At 40.3% G+C, this 22,426-nt stretch carries 13 protein-coding genes and 1 pseudogene; 4 read left to right on the plus strand and 10 right to left on the minus strand.

The window, feature by feature from the left end; translation table 11 throughout:
• Nucleotides 1-374: 374 nt before the first annotated feature.
• The gene (locus NPUN_RS35050) at nucleotides 375-3,380 is read left to right on the plus strand and encodes a beta strand repeat-containing protein (RefSeq protein WP_012413131.1); all 3,006 of its coding nucleotides are present in this window, start codon (nucleotides 375-377) and stop codon (nucleotides 3,378-3,380) included.
• Nucleotides 3,381-3,642: 262 nt separating this feature from the next.
• Here NPUN_RS35050 and NPUN_RS38100 read toward each other — a convergent pair whose 3' ends face one another.
• Together NPUN_RS38100 and NPUN_RS35060 are read right to left on the minus strand one after the other, a co-directional pair.
• Nucleotides 3,643-4,695 carry a hypothetical protein gene (locus NPUN_RS38100; RefSeq protein ID WP_012413132.1) on the minus strand — a complete coding sequence of 351 codons (1,053 nt, stop codon included), beginning with the start codon at nucleotides 4,693-4,695 and terminating at the stop codon, nucleotides 3,643-3,645.
• A 122-nt stretch (nucleotides 4,696-4,817) separates the two neighbouring features.
• Nucleotides 4,818-5,915: pseudogene (locus tag NPUN_RS35060) on the minus strand (hypothetical protein); the annotation flags it as partial.
• 204 nt (nucleotides 5,916-6,119) lie between these two features.
• Between NPUN_RS35060 and NPUN_RS39765 the strand changes: the two are divergent.
• The 3 genes from NPUN_RS39765 (at nucleotide 6,120) to NPUN_RS35070 (ending at nucleotide 9,661) form a co-directional block, all read left to right on the plus strand.
• Nucleotides 6,120-6,281, plus strand: a complete 162-nt coding sequence (locus NPUN_RS39765; RefSeq protein ID WP_234711181.1) for a plasmid partition protein ParG — start codon at nucleotides 6,120-6,122, stop codon at nucleotides 6,279-6,281.
• 150 nt (nucleotides 6,282-6,431) lie between these two features.
• Complete coding sequence (locus tag NPUN_RS35065; protein ID WP_012413134.1) at nucleotides 6,432-6,767, plus strand: hypothetical protein; 336 nt, start codon at nucleotides 6,432-6,434, stop codon at nucleotides 6,765-6,767.
• The gene (locus NPUN_RS35070) at nucleotides 6,764-9,661 is read left to right on the plus strand and encodes a GUN4 domain-containing protein (protein WP_012413135.1); all 2,898 of its coding nucleotides are present in this window, start codon (nucleotides 6,764-6,766) and stop codon (nucleotides 9,659-9,661) included. Before NPUN_RS35065 ends, NPUN_RS35070 begins: the two co-directional genes overlap by 4 nt.
• Before the next feature lie 61 nt (nucleotides 9,662-9,722).
• On the opposite strand, the gene NPUN_RS35075 is transcribed toward NPUN_RS35070, so the two are convergent.
• From NPUN_RS35075 to NPUN_RS44375, 8 genes are all read right to left on the minus strand, one after another.
• Nucleotides 9,723-9,977 (minus strand): hypothetical protein, encoded by a 255-nt coding sequence (locus tag NPUN_RS35075; protein WP_234711182.1) that lies wholly within the window; start codon nucleotides 9,975-9,977, stop codon nucleotides 9,723-9,725.
• Nucleotides 9,978-10,233: 256 nt separating this feature from the next.
• Nucleotides 10,234-14,259 (minus strand): Eco57I restriction-modification methylase domain-containing protein, encoded by a 4,026-nt coding sequence (locus NPUN_RS35080; RefSeq protein WP_012413137.1) that lies wholly within the window; start codon nucleotides 14,257-14,259, stop codon nucleotides 10,234-10,236.
• Between the two features lie 606 nt (nucleotides 14,260-14,865).
• Complete coding sequence (locus NPUN_RS35085; protein ID WP_012413138.1) at nucleotides 14,866-18,336, minus strand: helicase-related protein; 3,471 nt, start codon at nucleotides 18,334-18,336, stop codon at nucleotides 14,866-14,868.
• 100 nt (nucleotides 18,337-18,436) lie between these two features.
• Nucleotides 18,437-19,636, minus strand: coding sequence for a hypothetical protein (locus NPUN_RS42605; protein WP_012413139.1), 1,200 nt, complete (start codon nucleotides 19,634-19,636; stop codon nucleotides 18,437-18,439).
• 105 nt (nucleotides 19,637-19,741) lie between these two features.
• Nucleotides 19,742-21,316 carry a hypothetical protein gene (locus NPUN_RS35095; protein ID WP_012413140.1) on the minus strand — a complete coding sequence of 525 codons (1,575 nt, stop codon included), beginning with the start codon at nucleotides 21,314-21,316 and terminating at the stop codon, nucleotides 19,742-19,744.
• Between the two features lie 313 nt (nucleotides 21,317-21,629).
• Nucleotides 21,630-21,884 carry a helix-turn-helix domain-containing protein gene (locus NPUN_RS35100; protein WP_012413141.1) on the minus strand — a complete coding sequence of 85 codons (255 nt, stop codon included), beginning with the start codon at nucleotides 21,882-21,884 and terminating at the stop codon, nucleotides 21,630-21,632.
• A 74-nt stretch (nucleotides 21,885-21,958) separates the two neighbouring features.
• The gene (locus NPUN_RS39770; protein ID WP_012413142.1) at nucleotides 21,959-22,291 is read right to left on the minus strand and encodes a hypothetical protein; all 333 of its coding nucleotides are present in this window, start codon (nucleotides 22,289-22,291) and stop codon (nucleotides 21,959-21,961) included.
• A 10-nt stretch (nucleotides 22,292-22,301) separates the two neighbouring features.
• Complete coding sequence (locus NPUN_RS44375) at nucleotides 22,302-22,424, minus strand: hypothetical protein (RefSeq protein WP_272913985.1); 123 nt, start codon at nucleotides 22,422-22,424, stop codon at nucleotides 22,302-22,304.
• Nucleotides 22,425-22,426: the final 2 nt, after the last annotated feature.

A 22,426-nucleotide genomic window follows, 5' to 3' on the forward strand; every position in this document is an offset into this window, starting at 1 on the left:
AGACATTCACACCAAATAGTCAACAATGAGGGCAGAATTTTTTTTTGCCGCTCAAAAGTCAAATGTTAACTATTTTATTTTCTAGTAGGACTTAAGCACTGGCAAAAAAAATATGAAGGGTGGTTGTATGCATTCAATTGTGATGAATACACACCCTGATAATTCTGTACAGTGCTTAAGACTTAGATAGTAAGAGAATAGTAAATAAGTCATAGTTAAAGCCATCTAATTGGGTAAGTTTTCGATAAATTTACTGTTCATCAAGGTTGAGGTCTGAAATATGCAGATTTCGGTGAAATTTTGTGTTTGAAAACAAGGAAAACTGTAAATTCACAACTGAAAGTTACTGAAAAAATCAATTTAGGTAGAAAATTATGGCGAATATCATTGGAACCAACGGTAACGATACTCTAGTAGGCAGTTACGAAGCGGACACGATTAATGGAGAAGCAGGTAACGATACCATCACAGGTAACGAAGGTGATGACACCCTAACTGGTGGTGGTGGCAAAGATCAGTTTGTTTACAACTATTACACCGGAATTGATATCATCACGGATTTTGGCGGTATAGGCAAAGGCGTAAATCCCTCGGCAGGAGTCATCGCCGAAGTGGATACACTACAATTCCAAGGTGCTGCCTTGACTGACCGAAATATGCTGCTGACGCAGAATGGAAAGAATCTGGAAATCACATTTGAAAATGTGCTTGATTCCAAAGTCATCCTGGAAAACTTTGCCCTGGAAAACCTGGAAAACCTGAGCAAATCTACCGGAGCCAGTGTAGACTTGGGCAATATAGAGTTTGATGGGCAAACTAGCATCACCGACAGCTTTGATGTTTTCAATGCCAACTCCACCCAAAGCACTATCTTCAACAAGAACACTGTTACCTTCCTTAACGACCTCTCCAATAATGTTAGTGGCTTTGACAACTCAGATGATGTGATCAATGGTCAAGGTGGAAATGACCGCATTGACGGCTTGAGTGGCGACGACATACTGAGGGGTGGTGCAGGGAATGATACTCTTATTGGTGGTGCAGGGAATGATACTCTCATTGGTTATCAAGGCAATAATGCACTCATTGGTGACATTGGTGAAGACTATTTGAATGTTGATACTTCAACAGGCGATAACACTCTCAATGGTGGCATTGGTGACGATACTTTAAATGCTAGGGGAACAACAGGCAATAATTCCCTTTCTGGGGGCGATGGCAATGATTATCTTTCCACCTCTTCTTTTCCTATTTACAGCGGATACAGCTATATTGCCTCTTCAAGCAATAACACCCTTGACGGTGGTGCTGGTAACGATACATTGAATGCTGAGTCTCCATCCGGCGATAACTTACTCTCTGGAGGCGATGGCAATGATTATCTCTCTACCTCTGGTACTAAAAGTGATAATGGGCAGCTTAATTTTACCTCAGAGGGTAATAACACCCTCGATGGTGGTGCTGGTGACGATCGCTTGTATGCTGATATTTCAACGGGTAATAACTTACTGTCTGGAGGCGATGGCAATGATACTCTCTCTACCTCTGGCACTTACACAAGAAACTCTTTTATCGTACCATCCTCTGGCAATAACACGCTCAATGGCGGCGCTGGTGACGATTACTTGTATGCTAGCGCTTCAACGGGCAGTAACTTTTTCTCTGGGGGCGATGGCAATGATTCTTTCTCTCTAAGCACCATATCTTCAGATGGTTCCCCCTCTAACTCTTATTTAGTGACTCAAACGGTAGACGGAGGTAAGGGTGACGATTTGTTATCTTTCAATTTGTTACCTTTTCATGACAGCGACAGCAATGTTGCTGGAGGGATCATAACGACATTCAATCCAACTACAAACAAGGGAACAATTACTGCTGGTACGTATGGGGTTAATTACAAGAATATCGAAAAATTAAATATCTCAGGTACAGCCGACGATGACTTGATTTTGGGGAGCAATGGAAACGATACACTCTCCACAGGCAATGGTGGCAAAGATACGATAGATGGGGGTAAGGGTGACGATGTAATATCTATTGATTACAGTAATGCTACAAGCAAAATCATAACAACATTCAATGCCACTACTAATACTGGCTTAATTACCGCAGGTACTTATCAGATTAGTTACAAGAATATTGAACGATTAAATATCACAGGTACAGCCTACGATGACAACATTTTGGGCAACAATGGCAATGATACGCTCTCTACAGGCAGTGGTGGCAATGATACGATCAATGGCGGTCAAGGCGACGATATACTGTCAGTTGATTACTACACTAATACAACAGGTATTACAACGACATACAATACCACTACTAATGCTGGAGTAATTACAGCAGGCAGTAATCGGGTTAGTTACAAGAATATCGAACGATTAGATATCTCTGGCACAGTCTCCGATGACTATATTATAGGCAACAATGGCAACGATACGCTTTCCGGGGGCTATGACGGTAATGATACGATTATTGGCGGTGCAGGAAATGATGTCGTGATAGGTGGGAAGGGTAATGACATTTTAACTGGTGGTGTCGGCAATGATAAATTTGTTTACGATCTTTTAGAGAGCAACTATGATACTGGTACTGATATAATCACAGATTTCGGTGGCATTGGTAAAGATTCAAATCCCTCACAAGCGGTAATTGCCTCCCTAGACACTTTGGAATTTATAGACAACAGTGGCTTCCGTCTATTTAGCGCTCAAAATCTGCAATTAACTCAAAATGGTAACAATTTAGAAATTACCTTTGAAGATTTATTTAATAGCAGTAATAGCAAAGTCATTCTCCAAAATTTCCAACTAGAAAACCTCGATGGTGAGAATATTCTATTTCCTGGACAAACCACCATCACCAACAGTATTGATGTGTTTGATGCTAATTCCACTCAAACTAGCCTGTTGAACAAAAACACTGTTACCTTCCTCAATGACCTCAACAACAACATTACGGGTTTTGACAATTCCAATGATGTGGTGAATGGTCAAGGGGGTGACGATATCATCAACGGCTTAAGTGGTAACGATCTTTTGAGAGGTAATGCGGGAAATGATACTCTCATTGGTGGTGCGGGAAATGATACCCTTTACGGTGGTGCTGGCAATGATCTCCTCTATGGTGGCGCTGGCAGTGATATTCTCACGGGTGACAACGGTAACGATATCTTTGCTTTTGCTGCTGGGGAAGGTACTGATACGATTACTGATTTCACTAAAAATAATGATTTGATTGGACTGTATGGTGGTTTGAGCTTTGGGCAATTAAGTTTCTCAGGTAACAATATCCTGGTGACTTCTACGAATGAGATTTTGGCAACGCTGACTGGCATTAATACTACGACGCTGACTGCTGTTAATTTCGTCACGCTTTAATGATCTCGATTTATGCAACGCCGACCTTAGTTGCATGAATCTGCAACTTTGATGCAGGTCGATGCATCAAAGTTGTACCTAAGTTGCAAAAATGAGCTTACTTCTTTAACCTTGTTTAATCCTAGAGTGGCAAAGCTAGCTAGAGAAAAAACTTAAACGTAGTAAATTCGTTATTATTGAAAATTTTGGTTTACCTATTTACGCATACTTCAATCATTAAAAATCTACTCTAGCAACTTTTACCACTCTAGCTTTTCTCACCTCACGGGCATCCGGGCATTATCATAAATTCTTGTAGTTCTGCGATGGCTATGCCCGCCGCAGGCATCGCAGAATTTAGAGATTTTTCATTTTGGGCGACGGACGCGGCGAAACTTTCACCCTCATGATCCGCTTTCATTTCTACACCCGAAACTGAATTTTCAGTCATCAACTCAGCAGAGGGGCAACTCGGTTCTATTTTCTGATCTGCGATCGCTGGAGTTGAAGAAAATTCATTTTCGGCAACGGGCGCGGCGGAATCAGTGCCTTCATGAGGGAATATCGCTTCAACGCCAGAGACTTGGTTCTCTGCCAACAGCGAAGCAGATTCACCCTGTACAGCTTCCACAAGCGCCAGCGATGTACAGTCATTCGCCGTAGGCGAGTCTTCCTCATTCTCTGACACGCCCTCGACAGTCTGAGGCGAAGCGCCCCCCAAGGGCGCGTGAGCCGTCTTCTCAACTTGCAAAATCTCATTTAGCGTGTCAGAGACACAGCTAACGAACTCTTCAAAAGAGTTCGTTAGCTGTTCCTGAATAGTTCGTGAGGGTTTTTGAAACCCTTGCTCTGACTGGTCTTTAGCTAAAATAGACGCTTTATACAAAGCACGTATTTCTTCAGAGCCAGCATCTATCTCTGAATCCCCAGCATTTGGTTCTTGTTTTAGAGAATCTGGTTCTTGCTTTTCAGCATTAGCTTTCTCCCAAAATTCCTTCATCCGGCTACCATGCAAATTCTTCACCATCCAGCTAGCCGTTTCTCGGCCATCCTCTATGGACTTGTCGGGCTTGAAGATGAATAGCCCACTGTCGGAGAGAATTTTCTTCGCAGAGATAAAAGTAATGTAACCCATCGGAGTAGAAAGGGGCATCCACCGAGAACCATAAGGGTCAGCCGTCCAGCATTCCTGCCATAGCTGATTAACTGATGGTTTTTGCTGCGATGCCCAGAGCATATCTTCGATGGGGATAATCACATGAAGTCTTTTATATGGGGATTCCTTTTTACTAGCAGCAGCCTTTTTCGGTTTGGGACGAGTAATAGTTGCAGTCATTGTACAATCTCCTGTTTATGTTGACGCACGGAATTTTCCCTACAGCGTTGTTTACCGCCTTCGGCATCGCAGGGTTTAGTTCGATATTTGTTCGTCTAAAAAGTTACCGATACACTGGAAACCTATTGAGCTTGCCAGAATCGCAATTCATCTCGAAAGTACCTCTCAGTCTTCTTTGAGCGCTCTTTCCAACAATCCCAGGCAACCAGGAACTCTTCGCCTAAATCCTCTACAACTTCACCCCTCTCGACATACAAAGTGCGGTATGGATCAGCGTGGGCAACGATAGAACCAAGCCCGATTGTGTCCGGTTGAGAGGATGTGTTCTGGAGAGCAGTAATTAAATCAGTCTCTTGGGTTGTTAATTCCGCCCAGTAGTCCTGTTTGATTACCTCATACTCTTGCGCTACTGCCCAAAACTCTTGCCACATACACCCCGGTTTAACTAGCACTGCCCTAATGTCGCTAACTGCCTGGGGTAGCATTTCCAGTTGTTCGGCTCGGTAAGCAATCGCTTCAGGAGTCGGACTACTGCCCAGAATTATCGCTGCGGCTTCGAGCGCTTGAGTGCTGTTCATGGCACTGGCAAGGTTTTTCAGTGCCATACCCATCAAGCGCAGACATTCTTGGGCGTTCTCTTTGGGTGGTTCAGCAGCTAGCGATCGCAGATCAATGGTTTTCTCTAGGGCAAGTTTGACCTGCTTGTTCAAAGCTTTAGTCGCTTGCTGGGTCATGGTATTTCCCCATTGTTGTGAAGGATGTTGCTTTACAGCGTTTTCCAAATCTTGAATACGCTGTCTAAGCTGTTGGTTCTCAGTCTCCAACTGCCGTAATGATTCCATCTCATCCAATCGCTGCTGCAATTGAACGTTTTGCTCCCTTTGCTGCTTGTACAGGTTTTGCAAGGATGAGATTTGCTCTTGTACCTGGGCTTCGGCTTTAGCTCCTGCTTCTGCCTGTAGCCCAACTCTCAATTCCTGGGAAAGTCGCTCTAGTTCCTGTTTATGGCGTTCTTCAATAGCAGCGATCGCTTCGGTATATTCTGGTGAATATTTACGCTCTCTGGTAAAGGGAACGCTGGGTGCATCTAAATCAGCATTGTTGATCAACAACCTCTCGCCATCAACAAAAGTGACAATCTGCTGCTAGCGATTTGGCGCGTCTGCTGAGATCACTCCCGACTCTCCATAACGGAAATGTGAAAGGGAAGAAACAGTGACTAATCAGCAAATTAATTCATTCAAGCGAAAAATTGTTTTTAAACACTCAAATCGAGACGGAATAGGGCAAAAAGCGAGTATTTTGTAAATAAGCTTAAATTTGCTTAAACAAACTCTATCGTAAATTTACTGAGACTGCTATAGTCAGTCTGGAATCCTGTCTTATATATTTGTAGCTTTATATAGGTACTATCTAGATTAACCATGATGCAGATTAGTATCACAGACGACCTGAAGAAACGCTTTCATGCTGCTTGTGCTTTGCGTGGGCTGAAGATGAGTCATGTCGTAGTGGAGATGATTGAGCAGTGGCTGAAAACTAATGAGGTACAATCATCTTCTCAAGTTTCAAGTGTAAAGCATTAAATCAAAAGGTAGCAGAGCTTGAAGTGAGGATGGCAACGATAGAAGCATTGATAAAAGTCAGCTAATTCGAGACTAGTTGAGAAATCTTATGTCAGCATAAATCCCCACACCGAAACCTCAAAAAGAATTTTTTATTGAAAATTTGGCAATATGAAAATTGAAATCCAAGGAAAAGATGCGGTAAAAGCTACAGAGGAACTGTTAGCGATTGAGGGAATAGAGGGAAGCTATCAGACAATTGATGAAGTAGAACGGGAAGGAACAGTAGCCACAATTGCAACCATAATTGGGATTGTCAGTGGCACATTTGCGATCGCAGAGAGTCTCCACAAGTGGAAGGAAAAATACCAAAAATCGCTATACGACCCAACAGGTGCAAGGATTGAGAAAGTTTTGATTGTCACACCTGATAATCATCGGCTGCTGCTCAAAGACGCAACAGTAGAGCAAATCCAAGCGATTTTGGAAAAATCTAAGAAAAAATGAAAATTCTCCACATCAGCTTGAAAGAGCAAGGCAAGGATTACGTTTCTCTGCGTTATTTTTGGGATAATCCTTCAGATTATAAAGAACATAAACTGTCTGTAGCTGAAATCAAGCAGTTGGGTGATAGAGCAGAAACCGACTACTATACCCGCTTACCTGTAGATTATTCTGTTACTGGGCAAGCACTGTACAATTGGCTAGACAAAAGCGATCGCCTCTTAGCTAATGCCCTCAATCACCCCCATCAACAAGGATTAGTAATAGCGATCGCCACAGACAAGGGACTAGCTCATCTGCCTTGGGAACTGCTGCATGATGGCAAGTGCTTTTTGGTAGAGAAAACGCCTCCGATTATTCCGGTGCGTTGGATGTCCAATGGTCAACCAATAGTTACGGCTGATAATCCTCAAAATCGCCCTCTCAATGTGCTATTTATGGCGACCTCGCCCTTGGGGGTTGAACCGGAATTGGATTATGAAGCAGAGGAAGGGAAGATTTTGTCGGCAACCAAGCGCACTCCCGTTAATCTGAGAGTAGAAGAAAGTGGCTGTTTAAATGAATTGAGTTATGTGGTTCGGGAATATGAGGCAGGATATTTTGATGTTTTTCATTTAACAGGCCACGCTACTGTTAATGATAAAACGCCCTGCTTTCTGACTGAAGATGAATATGGCAATCGAGTTGATAGCAGTACGGACGCGATCGCAAAAGCCATGATGTTTCGTTTACCTGCGTTAGTCTTCCTATCTGGTTGCCGTACAGGTTATTCGTCAGAGGGTGCAGTTCCTTCGATGGCAGAAAAACTACTCAGCATGGGCGCAACTGCTGTTATTGGTTGGGGTGAGCGAGTCAAAGATACTGATGCGACTGCTGCTGCTGGTCAATTGTATTGGGAGTTATCACAAGGAGGAACGCTAACACAAGCGATGGCTTCTACTTATCAAAAATCAATTGAGCAAAAAGTACCAGATTGGCATAAATTACGGCTGTATGCAGCAAATACTTTACCAGGAACGTTAGTAACTTCATTAAGAACTCCGAGACGCAAGCAACTACCTAAACCGTCTAATGAAGTGGAGTTCAGAGATGATGAAAAACGCTTAAGGGTGACAACAAGAGAGAACTTTGTTGGTCGTCGCCGTCAATTACAAAACTGTTTGCGGACTCTAAAAACAGATTTTGACAAAGTAGGGATCTTAATTCACGGTATGGGAGGATGGGGAAAGAGTAGTATTGCCTCTCGACTATGGGATAGGTTGCCTGAACATGAAAAGATTCTTTGGTGGCAACAAATTGATGAATCTTATTTAATTAAAAAACTAAAAGATAAATTAATTAATCCAAAGCAACTAGAATTAATACCTGATCTAGAAAATAGCAAAATCCCACTTAAATCTCGATTAATTTACTTGTTTACTCAATTAGCAGAAACAGGAGAAAAATCATTTCTCTTAATTCTGGATGATTTTGAATGGAATCTTGAACCCCGTGAAGGGCAATATGTTCTTAAAGCTGAAGTAGCCCCGATTCTAGAAGCTTTAGTACAAGCAATCCAATCAACAGGAACTAATAATAGAATTATTATTACCTGTCGTTATGATTTTGATTCTGACCTATTAGATTTTTTATATAAACAAGGTCTAGAACCATTTAAAAAAGCTGAGTTAACTAAAAAAGTTAGTCGCTTAGAAAATTTTAGCTCTGGCAAAATACCTGATAATTTACGGGAACGAGCGTTAAATTTAGCAGATGGTAATCCTCGGTTATTGGAATTCCTCAATGATGAATTAAGCAATATAGATGTAGAAACGAGATTAACAAAACTAGAACAAAGTCCTGAATTATGGAAAGCTCAAATTATTTGGGAGGAGCTATATCGGCTAATTGATGAGTTACTACAAAAGATTCTTAGCTATTGCTTAGTTTATGATATTCCTGTTCCAATGGTAGTTTTAGAAGCGGCTTGTGATCAGCTTCCTAATTATCAACAGCAATTACAAACGGGGCTAAAACTGGGACTGATAGAAGTCAGCCCCGAACCAGACGAATCCAAACGGCTTTATCGAGTTTCACGTATTATTACCCACATCATCCCCACTATCCGCCTCCCTGAAGCACCAAAAGTTTATTCTCTCTACCAGAAAGCTCATGAAAGATTACATCAATTGTGGGGGAATAAAGAAAACGAAAGCCAAGAAAAATGGCAAGAGATTTTTCGATTGAAGTTCGCTAACAAAGAAAATCCTGAACGATTCAGGCAAGGCTTTGATGAGATGTTGGCAGTTCAATGTAATTTAGAAGCCGATAAAGCTTTTGAATCCGAATTGAGGAAAGTTGCCGATGACTTGGTAAAGGATGGACTATGTACTCAGTTGGAAAATTATCTTCAGCAGAAACAATGGCAAAAGGCAGATGAAGAAACTGCTTGGATTTTTTACCAAGTCATGGTTAAAGAAAACTACGAAGATTGGGAGGAACTGCTGAAGGATTTCCCCTGTGAAACTCTCCGGGAAATCAATAGGCTCTGGCTTATTAGCAGTAACAATAGATTTGGCATCAGCATCCAAGCGGAAATTTACCAGAGTTTAGGTAGTCCAAGATATGACGTAGTACAATGGGATGCGTTTGGTGAGCGTATAGGTTGGAAACAATTAGATTGGTTGAGCAATAATGAGTTAATGGAAAAGTTCGGAAAAAATGGCCAAGGAGTGGAGAATTTGCCATCGCCGCCAGGGGCACTACCCGTTAAAATTTATACTCGTATTATTCTTCCCAAATTACTGCGGGGGGGTTCGTTTGAGTTATGGAGGGCTAGGGAGTGGGGGGGGTTTAAAGTTAGTGAGAGTGAAGGATTAATATTTCTCTTCTCTCGCGCCAAGACTTGTAGAGTGTAACATATAAAGCTTTCACAAGTTTGTAAATATTTATCACACCCTTATTTCCCAATAATCAGCATTACGCGAAACCGATACCTGGCACTGGTGGCTGATAACAATTTTCCTGAATAAATTTTGCTGCTACCTCATGCACCTCAGTACTCTCGGTTACTTGCTGCTTGTCCCAAGGTAAACTCATCTGTCCTGGTGATGACTTCTTTGCTTTCGCACCCTTCACTACTGATGGCAAAAAGCTTCTCCCCCAGTGATTTCGCAACTCTTGTTTTGCCTGTGGCCGATATTTTGACAAAACCACCGATACTTCGCCGCACATGCATAATTAATTTGGGGCAGGTCTTCTGGTTGTTGAGGCTCAAGTAGGTGGTAAGTATGATTGCTTATGATACACAGAGCGTAAAGTTTAAATCCATATTTCTGTTGTGCTTTTTTGATGTCATAAAGCAGGACTTCATGCAATACTGTTCAGTTAAGGGAAAATAGGTGGTGGAGTCAAGGAGAATTAGTTCGCGTGTTGTTTACGAGAACAAAATTAACTAAAGAGTCTTCAACTCCCTTGTCATCCGTTAAGATTATTGGGATAGGTTCCAGCGAGATTTGCAATAGTTTTCAATCTCTTCGTCTGTTGTCAGTTTGCTAGTTAAATTTCCACTCCGCACGAATAAACAGCGTTGATTTTTCTTACCTTTAGTTTTGACTTCGATGGATACTGGACGTGGGGAAGGCTTTACGATGATGCGACATACATCTCTGCGCTCGACTTCATGGAAGGTGATGTCGATTAATGTTGCTAAATCTTTTCCTAGTTGCGGTAGTAATAAATCATTGATGAGAAATAGCTGATATGCATCCCGTTTATTTGGTTTGCTGAAGGTTTGATAATCTAAGTCAAGTCCGATGATTTCTTTGTCGTCGGTGACTCCTATTAGTAATGTTCCACCTTTTTCGGTATTGAGGAAAGATGCGACTGTTTTGAGAATTACTTGCTCCATTTCAGGATTTTTTTGGTTTTTATCCACATCCCAACGAGCGGTAGATTTGAATTCTAATGTGGAACTCTCGTCTTTAGTGGTGATGAGTTCCACAATATCTGCGTCACCTGTTAGGGGTGCAAAGTCCCGATATGCTGTTAATGCATCTTGTTTGACTTGTTCGGGAACGATGGGGAATGTGGTGAGGATGTATGCAAATTCTGCTTCAGTTAAACCGTAGAGGTGAGCTATAATTCCGTCGAGTTCTGCGCGGAGTTTAGCTCTTTCGCTTGCGTCGGTGACTCCGTTGGTATGGGAACCGAGTCCAACTTCTTGTGCTAGTTCGTCAAATTCTGGGGTGGTGCAGATAAGTTTGGCTGCGCGTTGTACAATTTCGTCGAAGTTGCGATCACTTTCCGTTAGACGTGGAACTGGTAACTGATAAATGTAAAACATATTTATGTTTGCAGATACCTGTTGACGTAATGCAAAATCTATACAAAAACTATTCAATGTAGCGCATATAAATAAAGTAGATTTATTATCCCCGCTTGGGGATGCAATATTAAGAGAATTTCCAGTAAAAACATTTGAGGGTAAAACTGTTCCAATTAAAGTACGAGCATCTGTACTTCTGCCTATAGCACGGTAAGAAAATCTATAACATTGATAGTTTAATATTTGACCTGTATCGCATTCATTCTTTTTCAATAAAGCTTTTCTGCCTTCTTCTTCATTCAGCCAATACCTAGATTTACCAAATTGATGGGTAAACTGATGAATCATCTTTCCTTCATAGAGAGGTAGCATAGAATGGACATATGTTTTATTGAAAAGAGAAGCATCATCAGTCATATTAAATTCACGATGCAATTCTAAATTCCACTTATTATCTATCTTTTCACCTAGTGAAGGAAACTTCAGCATTTTCTCAGCAATACAAACATCAACTTCGTTTTTTAATTCCATTAGCGAAAGAGAATTAGGTGATATTTTTCGTACCATATCAATGGTAATTAGCAAACTATCATTATTTGGGAACCTTAGAAGTTCTTGCACATCATGACGCATAAAAATAGCTGGAAATTCTGTTGTTTCTGCACCCTTTGTAAAAGTAAGTACAACAAATTTAGAACGACTATCAACTTCTTCAAAAATCATTTTCCGGTTTTCAAAGCAGAATAAACCTGTAATATTTGTTTGATTAAACAACATCTCTCGTAGTTTTTTAGCACCTAAGTCAGTATAAATACCACTAGGGATTACAATTCCACACTCACCATTTTTACGTAAAAGGTTAAAGCACTGTTCTAAAAAAAGTTTGTAAAGATTTACATCTTTACCGTGGCGTTTACCGTTAATTATAGGAACCTGATTTTTATACTGTTCAGCAAATCTAAAATACTCCCTTTGATGGTTGTAATCACTTTGATAGTGTAACCATTCTTTCTGAATATTTGGATCTGTTAGTAAACGTTTTAGCTCAATCTCAAAATCCTTAATGTCCATCTTTTTCTTAGTCACAGCATCACTATATTCTGAGCAAAATTCTTTAGAATTAGGTTGAAAACTTTCCCAAGGTGGATTAGTTATAATCGCATCAAAACCACCCCTTCCTAAAACCTTATCAAAATGATAACCCCAGTGAAAAGGCTTTAATGCAGCAATATCATCAACATTTAAAACCCGTTTATTTGGTTTACCAGCTAACTGAACTTCTTCATATTTAATCCCCAAGCGCTCGCTAAACTCTTCCAAAAGCAAAACATTTAGTTTTTCTTTTGAGTTATTATTGAGATCATCAATAGATGCACGCAGTAATAGAAGTTTTTTATTTTGATGTGTTTCCTTATCTAGCTTATCAAATTCCTTTTTTTCAGGGATAAAAGCATATTTTTTATACAATTCAATTGATTTATTTTTCTCTTCTAAAATTGACTGATATGTATAATAAGAACTAGATTGAAATAAACTTAATTGTAAATCGGGATTTTCTTGTTTATATCCCCGTGCTTTAGCTTTAGCTGTGAGTTTAACTTGATCGAATACATTTGCATCGACCGTTATCAATCCAATTAGCGAATTACCAGCCATAATATTAAAATCAATATTAGGTAATGGTTCTAATTGATTTACATTATGAGCAGAAGATACCAAAGCTAGAAATAAGCGAAGTTTAGCAATTTCTGTCGCTTCCTCCATGATGTCAACACCATAAAGATTATCAGTAACAATCCGTTTTTTTAAGTAGTAAGATATAGACTGATGTTTATTTCGTATATCTTGAAGTTGTTGCTTTAAACTTGCATCTCCTATTACGTCAATCATCCCAATTACTGCACCATAAACTAGGATAAGTGTTTTCATTACAGCAACAAGAAAAGCACCCGAACCGCAAGCAGGGTCAAGAATTGATAATTTTGGCAGAATATCATTAATTAATAAACGGCAGATATTTGCATCTAGTTTAAATATCAGTTGGTTATAATCTTCAAAAGGTTTATATTTATTAGATAAAGAATCATTAACGCGGTCTAAAATAAGTTTATGAATCGTCCTATCACAAAGATATTCGGTGATTTGCGGACGAGTATAATAAGCACCAAACACTTTTTGATTAATATACTTTTCAAAAATGTACCCTAAAACATCGGGCGATATTTCGTCATCTTTCCCTTCTGGCGTATCATCTAAGTTCCAAGAATATTTGGCAAATAATTCTAAAATTTTTTCAAATGCTATATCAGAAATTGAAATATTATTTTCTTGTTCAATGCGATGTTGAAGGAATAATCCACCATTGAGGTATTTAATCACTCCGACCAACTTTTTCACTGATGGGTCACGGTCTTCTTCTGGTGTAGCAAAACTGTCAAAAAATAAAACTTTCAGAAAACTACTATAAAAAAGATTATCACCTTTATCTTTACTTTGTTTGAGCCGATTTTGTAAATAATTTAAATCTCCATTATCCAGGAAACTCTTACGCTGGAGAAAATAAACGAACATCATTCTATTGAAAATTACCGATGCATACCAACGTTTATCAACATCATTGTTGATTCCTTTTATATGCTGTAAAAACTGCTTATGTTCCTCTTGAAATTCTTTATAAAATTTCTTCGTTACAGGTTCTACATCAAACGCATCTTGAAGACGGCGTGCAATTTCTACAACCGAAAGATTATCATCTTCAAGTTCAGTAATATCAATAACTAAAGAACCGAGCTTACTTAAAAATAAATCTCCCGGTTGTCCCTTGACATACAAAGGCTCACGGATGTAACTTTTATTTTCTTCACGCTTCACCCAATACCAGAGACTTCGAGTACGCTGACCATCAATAAATATCAACAGATTTTCAGCAATTAAATTGGTAACTTCTTTGTGAATTGCAGCCCGACTTTTTGCATCAGGAATAGTACCATCTGCTGCTGTAACTTCAAAAATAGCTACACCAGAACTCTCAGCTATTCGCTGGTATTGGTAAAACTCAGTCTCCTCTTCAAGTTGCAAGGTTACAGCTTTTTTCTGCGAAGAATCTGACCAACCCAATTCTTGAATGAACAAGTCCTGAAATTGAAATTTATGTAATAATTCGCGTGTTCGTTGGAAATTTAGCGTCATGATATACTACCCTTGCAGATAAAAATAGAATTCTGTGTAGTAAAAAACGAGCATAAAAAATATGCCCATAGACCAAAATCTTGGAGCCATAATCCTTAATAAATAAGGACTTATTTATAAAACCGTTATAATACTGCTACTGTGATAACCTTTTTAGTTACAGAAAGGCTCAGTGTTGATACTGGTGAATGGCAATTTTGCAAGTGGCTATATACTGCCAGTAATAGTATAGTGTAAGTATAAAATCTAGCTGGATAAAATACTTTTCGACTAAATCTCAGCCTAGAAACCCAATAATAGCTTAAAAGCTTATCTAGTAAGACTTTAGATAACTATAGGTAATTAGTGAAGAAAAGCTAAAAATAGCCTACGTATCACTGAAATAAAATATAAAATTAATACGCAAAAAAATGTATAGTTTTATCAACTAGCAGAAACGCGAAAACGTAGAATATGTACTTGCTTAGGGTTATATTGGAGAATGCGATCAGGCTACAAATTCTTCTGACGGTGGAATGGGGAATGCGCTTGTACAATTTTTAAGTTTGCCCGTTTTCAAGCATATATTTTCTTGTTCCATTGGTGTGAGTTTTTAAATATCCAATATTATTTCTCAAACAATCCTAAAGAACAAATGATTTGAGGTTCCCGTTTCTCAATTTCTTCGCTGACAATACACAAGCGATCATCCATCCGCAAAGCAACTACTAATTCTGCTAATTGCTGACTACTAATACCACTTCTTAATTGCCGATTTAAAGTATCGAGCGCAGACTGCCTTAATGGGTAACGATAAATCTCATCAATCGCTTTTAATAGTTCCTCATTTACAAATAAAGTACCCTTCATCTCCTGTGCATAACTTTTCAATCGTTCGTAACTACGGAATCTCGCACCCGATGGTCTACCCAATTGACCACCCATATTTTTTTCTTCCTCAGCCAGTAATTCCGCACCTTTTTTAACTAAATTGTGATGCTGTTTATCTTTAGCTATTGCTAGTGTATATTCATCACAAGATGCCATTTTTAACACAGCTATTTGAGATTGGGTAACACTATTGCCATTGCGATCAACATAAATTAAAGAATCATTCCCTTCAGTGGTTTTCATATACATTAATACTCCCTCTGGTTGCACTATTCGAGGTATATGTTCACGAGTAGAATAAACCACATTGGGCATCTCTTCAATGGTTTTTTTAAGCCCAGGATTATTATCAGTTGCTTTTTTCCAAATTTGAAATGCTTCCGATGTTAAGTCAACTTCTGCATCTTCATCTCCATCTAAAATACCCGATTTTTCATTATATAAATCCCAAATTACTTGTGCATCATCATCCTCAAAAAATGCCTCATCAGTTCCCACAACCTCGGCATTTTCTTGTAATCTTTGCTTGAGTCTTCCCCGCAAATTAATAATCCGTTCCACACCTTCAGCAGGAAGAAAAGAATAACAGAGAATTTCTTGAGCATTTTGTCCAATTCGATCAACCCGTCCAGCCCTTTGAATTAATCGAATAATTGCCCAAGGTAAATCCCAATTGACGATAATTGCACAATCTTGTAAATTATGACCTTCACTTAAAATATCTGTGGCGATTAATATACGTAATTCATCTGTTGACAATACCCTATGTCGCTGATTATTACTCACAGGACTAAATTTTCCCGTCAGTTCCGTAGGATATTGTGATTGCCCCGTTACTCCTGCTACTTTTGTAATATTTTTTGCCTGTAAGTTATCTGTTATGTAGCGTACCGAATCTGCAAATTGTGTAAAAATTAAAACCTTTTCATTAGGATGAGTTTTTGTTAGTAGATTTATTAGGGCTATCAATTTTTCATCTGCTTGAGAATTCCATTTACCAATATTTTGTAATATATTAATTAGTGCTTTTGCATCGGCTAATAAATCTTTTTTTAGTTTTTTAATATCAAATAATGACGAACGCAACCACTTAAAACGACGTTGATATCGGGTAGTATATTCCTGATAAATTGACTCTGCTCGTTGTCTAAAAACTTTTTCTGCTGACCCCATCCCTGCTGGGGGGGTGAAAATTTCTTCTCCGACTTTTCCTCCCTTCTCTGCTTGTGGAGAATGGGGTAAGGAGGTGAGGTCATCTTCTTCTATTTCTATATCAAATAAACTTGCTATAACAGAATCAGCATCCTCATCATTATTCCTCGTATCTAATAATTCTGCATCTTGAGTACCAATAGGGATATCAAGCTCGTTTTCTAAAGCATATAAATAAATAAAATTCCGTAAAATGTGACGTTCAATTGATTGAATAAAAGCAGAACCACTACTTTCTAAGCGTTTAAATAAATTAGTGCGAGAAAAACCCATCAACCTTCGTCCCCCGCGAAATAAGCCACTAATTTGGCGCTGTTCTGCATCTGTTGGTGGCTGTTTAGATTTTGCAAGTACATAATTACCCAATCCATAACGGGGTAAATTTAATTGATTAATTACTTGAATTACTGCTTCTGAATAAAGACTAGAATAGGAGTCATTAGAACTATCTAAAGTGAATTTAATAGTGCGTGGTAAACGATCAGGAAAATAAGAACGTCTACCATCGGTAAACTCTAAGTATTTACGTGTCACTTTTTGTTTATCCTGACTCAGGGAAGAAGAATTTGGGTCTGATTTGGCATAATTATCTTTAATAAACGAACGAGTCCGCCGCACCATATAGCGTTTCATCAATTCTCGCCAATCGTCGGAATGTTCGCTTTTTTCAAAAGCAGCAAGAGACTTAACAGAACATTGATACTTTCTAATAAATTGCAATTCGCCTAACGAACCGCCACCCAATTCATTGATTAAAGTTTCTGGTCTAAAACCTAAATCTTGGTCTTCAGGAACAAATAATCTTAATTGAGAAGAAAGGTCAAGATAAGTTTTATTATATGGTGTTGCCGAAAGTAAAATACATTTGCTTTCATTGGCTGTAATATATTCAGCGATTGCCCGATATCTTTTACCTTCTCGATTGCGTAAATTATGACTTTCATCTATTAATACAACCCGATAACGACGTAATTCTGGTAATAAATTTTGGACTTTACTAATGGGCATCACCTTAGCATAAAGCCGATAAGTATCCACATATTCTTGCCACATCGAAGTTAAGTTTTTTGGACAAATAATTAAGGTTTCCAAAAAACAATCTTCTTGTAATATTTTTGCTAAAGCTGTTCCAACTAATGTTTTACCAAGCCCCACAACATCGCCGACAATTACCCCACCACGGCGAGTTACATGACGCGCTGCTAGCTGTACGGCGGCTTTTTGGAAATCAAACAAATTATTAAATTCACGGGGAATTCGGAATTCGGAAATTCCGGCGATTGCTTCATGGGATAAATGATAAGCAATCTTCAAGTAAATATGATACGGGGGAATTAATTCTTCCCTTGCCCAACTATTATCAATTATTTCTGCAAGCTCTTTAGAAATATCGATACAGCCGTAATCTTTCCAACGGTCTTCAAACCACTTTTGCAGTTTATTCGTTGCATCATGGTCTAAAATATCAACATTTAATTCCCCTTGTTTTCTCAAACCCGCCAAAGTCAAATTACTACTACCTAAAAATCCAACTATCGGACTATTGGGGTCGTTACGATGAACCAGGTATAACTTAGCATGGAGGGGATGCGCTAAAAATAATTTAATAACTAATTTCTTTGTTTTTAATTGACGGCTTAAACGACGTAACCCCATTTCATGATCATCTGTTGGCGCACCGATGGTAAGCTGTTGGCGAAACTCCGCCGCTATCTTTTTTTTGAGACGAATAATAGTGCTATTATCAAGCCTGCCCTCCCCAGTACCCAACGTAAATGCTGTATGCACTTCATCGCTGGGTAAACCCTGCATCCCTACCAACAACCGACAACAAGAAGTTTCTCCACCCACATACTGTTCGATTAAATCATCAAGCTTGCGCCAACCTCTGAGGTTAAAGTAACCTACGCAAAAGTCAGCCCGGTAAGATACTTTAAGGGTATCCCGCAAAATTGGTAGCAGTTGCAAGTCGATGTTGTCAAATATGCGTGGCATGATTTCATACTCTGTTGGAAATTTTTAGCGGCTTAATGGTAGTGTTTCATGAGTATAAGCTCTGGCAATTGTTTGTACCAATAGTTGAAATTCGCATTTGCTACTCATTCCACTTCACCAACGCCCCATCAACAATAGCAATCCCCCACTGCGGAAACCTCGCCAGCAACTTCTTGATCACAATCTGCAAAGCCGGATCATCACTCCAGCACTCTTGCAAATACTCAAACCCCGGATTCTGCCCCGAATTCGCTGCAACCTTGAGTTTCTGCATCCGCTCCGGTCGCGCATTTGCCCTTGCAACAATCGCCTCATGCGACCACTTTTCAGCATTTGGCACGGGGGCGGCGGAACTTTCACCCTCATCAACTGTTTTGACTTCTCCACCTGAAACTGAATTTTCAACTAACAACAAAGTGGGATTACCCTGTTCTACAAGCTCTGGTGTTTGATTAACGATCGCTTCCTTGGAAGAAAATTCATTTTGAGCGACGGGCGCGGCGGAACCAGTACCTTCATCACAGTCCCTCGGCTCAACGCCACAATCCTGGTTTTCAGGCAACAGCGAAGTGGGATTACTTTGTGCAGCATCCACAAGCGCTAGCGATGTACAGTCATTCGCCGTAGGCGAGTCTTTCTCATTCTCTGACACGCTTTGAACAAACTGAGGCGACGCGCCCCCCAAGGGCGCATGAGCCGTCTCTTCAACTTGCAAAATCTCATTTAGCGTGTTAGAGACACAGCTAACGAACTCTTTTGAAGAGTTCGTTAGCTGTTCCTGAGCAGTTTGTGAGGTTTCCTGAAACCCTTGCTCTGACTGATTTTGACCTGAAATAGATGCTTTATACGAAGCACCTATCTCTTCACAGCCAGCATCTATCTCTGAAATCTCAGCATTTGGTTCTTGTTTTTCAGCATCTGGTTTTGGTGACGCAGAATTAGCTTTTTCCCAAAATTCCTTCATCCGACTGCCATGCAAATTTTTCACCATCCAGCTAGCCGTTTCTCGGCCGTCTTGAATTGACTTGTCGGGTTTGAAAATGAATAGCCCACTGTCAGCTAGAATTTTCTTCGCAGAGATAAAAGTACTGTATCCTAAAGCTGAGGTCAAAGACATCCACCGAGAACCATAAGGATCAGCCGTCCAGCATTCCTGCCACAATTGTGTAACTGATGGTTTTTGCTGCGATGCCCACAGCATATCTTGTATGGGAATAATCACATGAAGTTTTTTATACGGGGATTCCTTCTTGCTAGCAGCAGCCTTTTTGGGTTTGGGACGAGTAATAGTTGCAGTCATTGTACAATCTCCTGTTTATGTTGACGCACGGAATTTTCCCTACAACGATTGCAGGGCTTGGTATTTGTATTTAGTTGTCTAAAAAGTTACTAATTCAGTGGAAGCCTATTGAGGTTGCCAGAATCGCAACTCATCTCGGAAATACCTATCAGTTTTTTTTGATTGCTCCTTCCAGCAATCCCATGCAACCACTACTTCCTCGCCTAAATCCTCTACAACCTCGCCCCTCTCGACATACAAAGTACGATACGGGTCAGCGTGGGCAACGATAGAACCAACGCCAATGGTGTCTGGTTGAGAAGATGCGTTCTGGAGTGCGGTAATAAAATCAGTCTCTTGGGTGGTCAATTCCGCCCAATAGTCCTGTTTAATCACTTCATACTCTTGGGCAACATTCCAAAAGTCCTCCCAGCTACACCCAGACTGTGCAAGTACCCGCCGAATGTCACTAACCGCCTGGGGTAGTAGTTGTAATTGTTCAGCGCGGTAAGCGATCGCGGATTGTGTAGGTTCACTCCCCAAGATTATCGCCGCAGCTTCGAGCGCTTGAGTATTGTTCATGGCACTGGCGAGATTCTTCAACGCCATACCCATCAACCGTAAGCATTCGGTGGCATTCTCTTTGGGTGGTTCTTGGGCCAGCGATCGCAAATCAATGGTTTTCTCTAACGCCTGTTTTACCTGCTTGTTCAACGCTTTGGTCGCTTGCTGGGTCATCGTATTTCCCCACTGCTGAACCGGATGCTGTTGTACGGCGCGTTCTAGTTCCTGAATGCGCTGCTGGAGTTGTTGATTCTCAGTCTCAAGCTTTCTCAACCCCTCCATTTCATCCAGCCGTTGCTGTAACTGGATGTTTTGCTCTTTCTGCTGCTTGTACAGTTGCTGCAAGGATTGGATTTGTTCTTGTACCTGGGCTTCGGCTTTTGCCCCTGCTTCTGCTTGTAGCCCAATCCTCAATTCGTTGGAAAGTCGCTCTAACTCTTGCTGATGCTGTTTTTTAATTTGGGCAATTGCTTCAGTATACTCTGGTGGATAATTCTGCTCTCTGGGGAATGGAACGCTTGGGGCATCCAAATCAGCATTGTTGATCAACAACCTCTCACCATCAGCAAAGGTGACAATCTGCTGCCAATGGTTTGGTGCGTCTGCTTCAATCACTCCTGATTCACCATAACGAGGATGTTCTGGTAATGAGACAGTCACAGAATTACACAATTGCGTTTTGGGGTTTTCGCTTTTTGTGGAGTGTTTAGTTGTTGGTGCGACTTGCTGCACTGCTTTGGCGAAATCGGCGGCGGTAGGGAAAGGTTTTTCTTTTGCTGCGATCGCAACAGCTTCGTGTAACTTGTCGGGAGTTTTGACCAGTCGGAGTAAGGATCGTGTCTGGGATGGTTTAGTAATCTTCTCTCTTAGTTCTTCTGGTAGGGTATCAACTACTTTCTTCGCAGATAGCAAATCTCTGACCCGGCGATATCCCCCATGCTTGGTTAGCTCTTTTTCACAATAATCTTCAAAACTGACATAACCAGCATCAGAGTAATAGCCGTTATCGCGCATCAGACGCAGTTCTTCTATTGCTTGCCACTCGAACCGGTCAATGGCGGTGAGGGTTTCCTGAATGCTGGTGTTGACAACACTGTAATCGAGTGCTGATGTTTGTTCTCTTTCTAGTGTCAGCATATCTCTTGCTCACTATGGTAAATGCTTGAAAGTTGGGGTGTTGCAGTTTAACCAAAGTGAACTGAGGAGATACTGAAGGGTGTTTGCACAAAAATGTGTCAGCATTATAATTAGCTCACTTTGTCGTTAACGGATTGAGCAGGCGATCGCTAACTTTGGACGGTGGGCGATCGCTTCTAGTTGTTGTGCTATTTATCTAAAGATAATTTCAGTAGTTACTCCGATTTTTAGTTACAAAAATACAATTACTACACTTGTATACTAATGAGGCAATAACTTTTGCTTTATGCTAACCGCATCATTAGTAGAAAATTTATTCCATCTCTTGCACTAAAGCAGCTTTAACCTCGGCATCAAAATTTACACCAAGGGCATCAGAAAGCTTACGCAAAGTTTCACGCGGTAAAGACTTTGCATCTTCTGTTTCTATACGATAGAGGTTGCCAACACTCATACCAGCTTGAGCTGCTACCCAAGTTGGGGATAGTCCCTTGGACTCTCTAATCTCTCTAATCCGAGTGCCTAGACCAGGCAAATCAACCGACAGAGTAACTTGCATTAAGTTCATAACTTCACTTCTCCATTAATGTAAGCAAATCATAGCGCTTCTTTCCTCCGTTTTCAAGCTTTACTTATTCAGCTTTACTTATTCAGTGAGACTTTACAAGTATAGCTTAATAAGCTATACTGTAAGAATAGGGCAAAGGAAAGCAAACTGCCTGCACCCGGACGCAATAAAGGGTTTGCAGTATCTGAACTTTGACAGCAATCCAGAGTCACAGCTTGAGGAGCAACCGAGGCACTGGCAACACCAGAGAAGGCGAGGGGTACACAGCCGGAAATGGATATTGCACTGAATAAGAAATCACCAGCAGGACGACAGACGGCATTTGAAGCGTTTGAAGTCGTACACGTCGCCTGATACGCTGTATCTCCTGTTTTGGTATCACTCAAATGCCACTGGCTTTGAGTCACGAATATATGGCTACGCCAAATCTTTTTGAGAGCGTTGTCCTAAACCACAACGTTGTTTGCACACATAACAAAGACGACCGCTACTGTCTGCAAAACTCAGCGATCGCCTTTTATCCAACTGAATGGAGATCAATA

The organism is Nostoc punctiforme PCC 73102, from assembly GCF_000020025.1.
GTDB lineage: Bacteria > Cyanobacteriota > Cyanobacteriia > Cyanobacteriales > Nostocaceae > Nostoc > Nostoc punctiforme.

Coding starts and splice junctions, on each gene's coding strand:
- NPUN_RS35065 (WP_012413134.1), top strand. CDS start 6,432: ATGAAAATTGAAATCCAAGGAAAAGATGCGGTAAAAGCTACAGAGGAA.
- NPUN_RS35085 (WP_012413138.1), bottom strand. CDS start 18,336: ATGCCACGCATATTTGACAACATCGACTTGCAACTGCTACCAATTTTG.
- NPUN_RS35095 (WP_012413140.1), bottom strand. CDS start 21,316: ATGCTGACACTAGAAAGAGAACAAACATCAGCACTCGATTACAGTGTT.
- NPUN_RS35070 (WP_012413135.1), top strand. CDS start 6,764: ATGAAAATTCTCCACATCAGCTTGAAAGAGCAAGGCAAGGATTACGTT.
- NPUN_RS38100 (WP_012413132.1), bottom strand. CDS start 4,695: ATGACTGCAACTATTACTCGTCCCAAACCGAAAAAGGCTGCTGCTAGT.
- NPUN_RS35080 (WP_012413137.1), bottom strand. CDS start 14,259: ATGACGCTAAATTTCCAACGAACACGCGAATTATTACATAAATTTCAA.
- NPUN_RS35100 (WP_012413141.1), bottom strand. CDS start 21,884: ATGAACTTAATGCAAGTTACTCTGTCGGTTGATTTGCCTGGTCTAGGC.
- NPUN_RS35050 (WP_012413131.1), top strand. CDS start 375: ATGGCGAATATCATTGGAACCAACGGTAACGATACTCTAGTAGGCAGT.
- NPUN_RS42605 (WP_012413139.1), bottom strand. CDS start 19,636: ATGACTGCAACTATTACTCGTCCCAAACCCAAAAAGGCTGCTGCTAGC.
- NPUN_RS39765 (WP_234711181.1), top strand. CDS start 6,120: ATGATGCAGATTAGTATCACAGACGACCTGAAGAAACGCTTTCATGCT.
- NPUN_RS35075 (WP_234711182.1), bottom strand. CDS start 9,977: ATGTGCGGCGAAGTATCGGTGGTTTTGTCAAAATATCGGCCACAGGCA.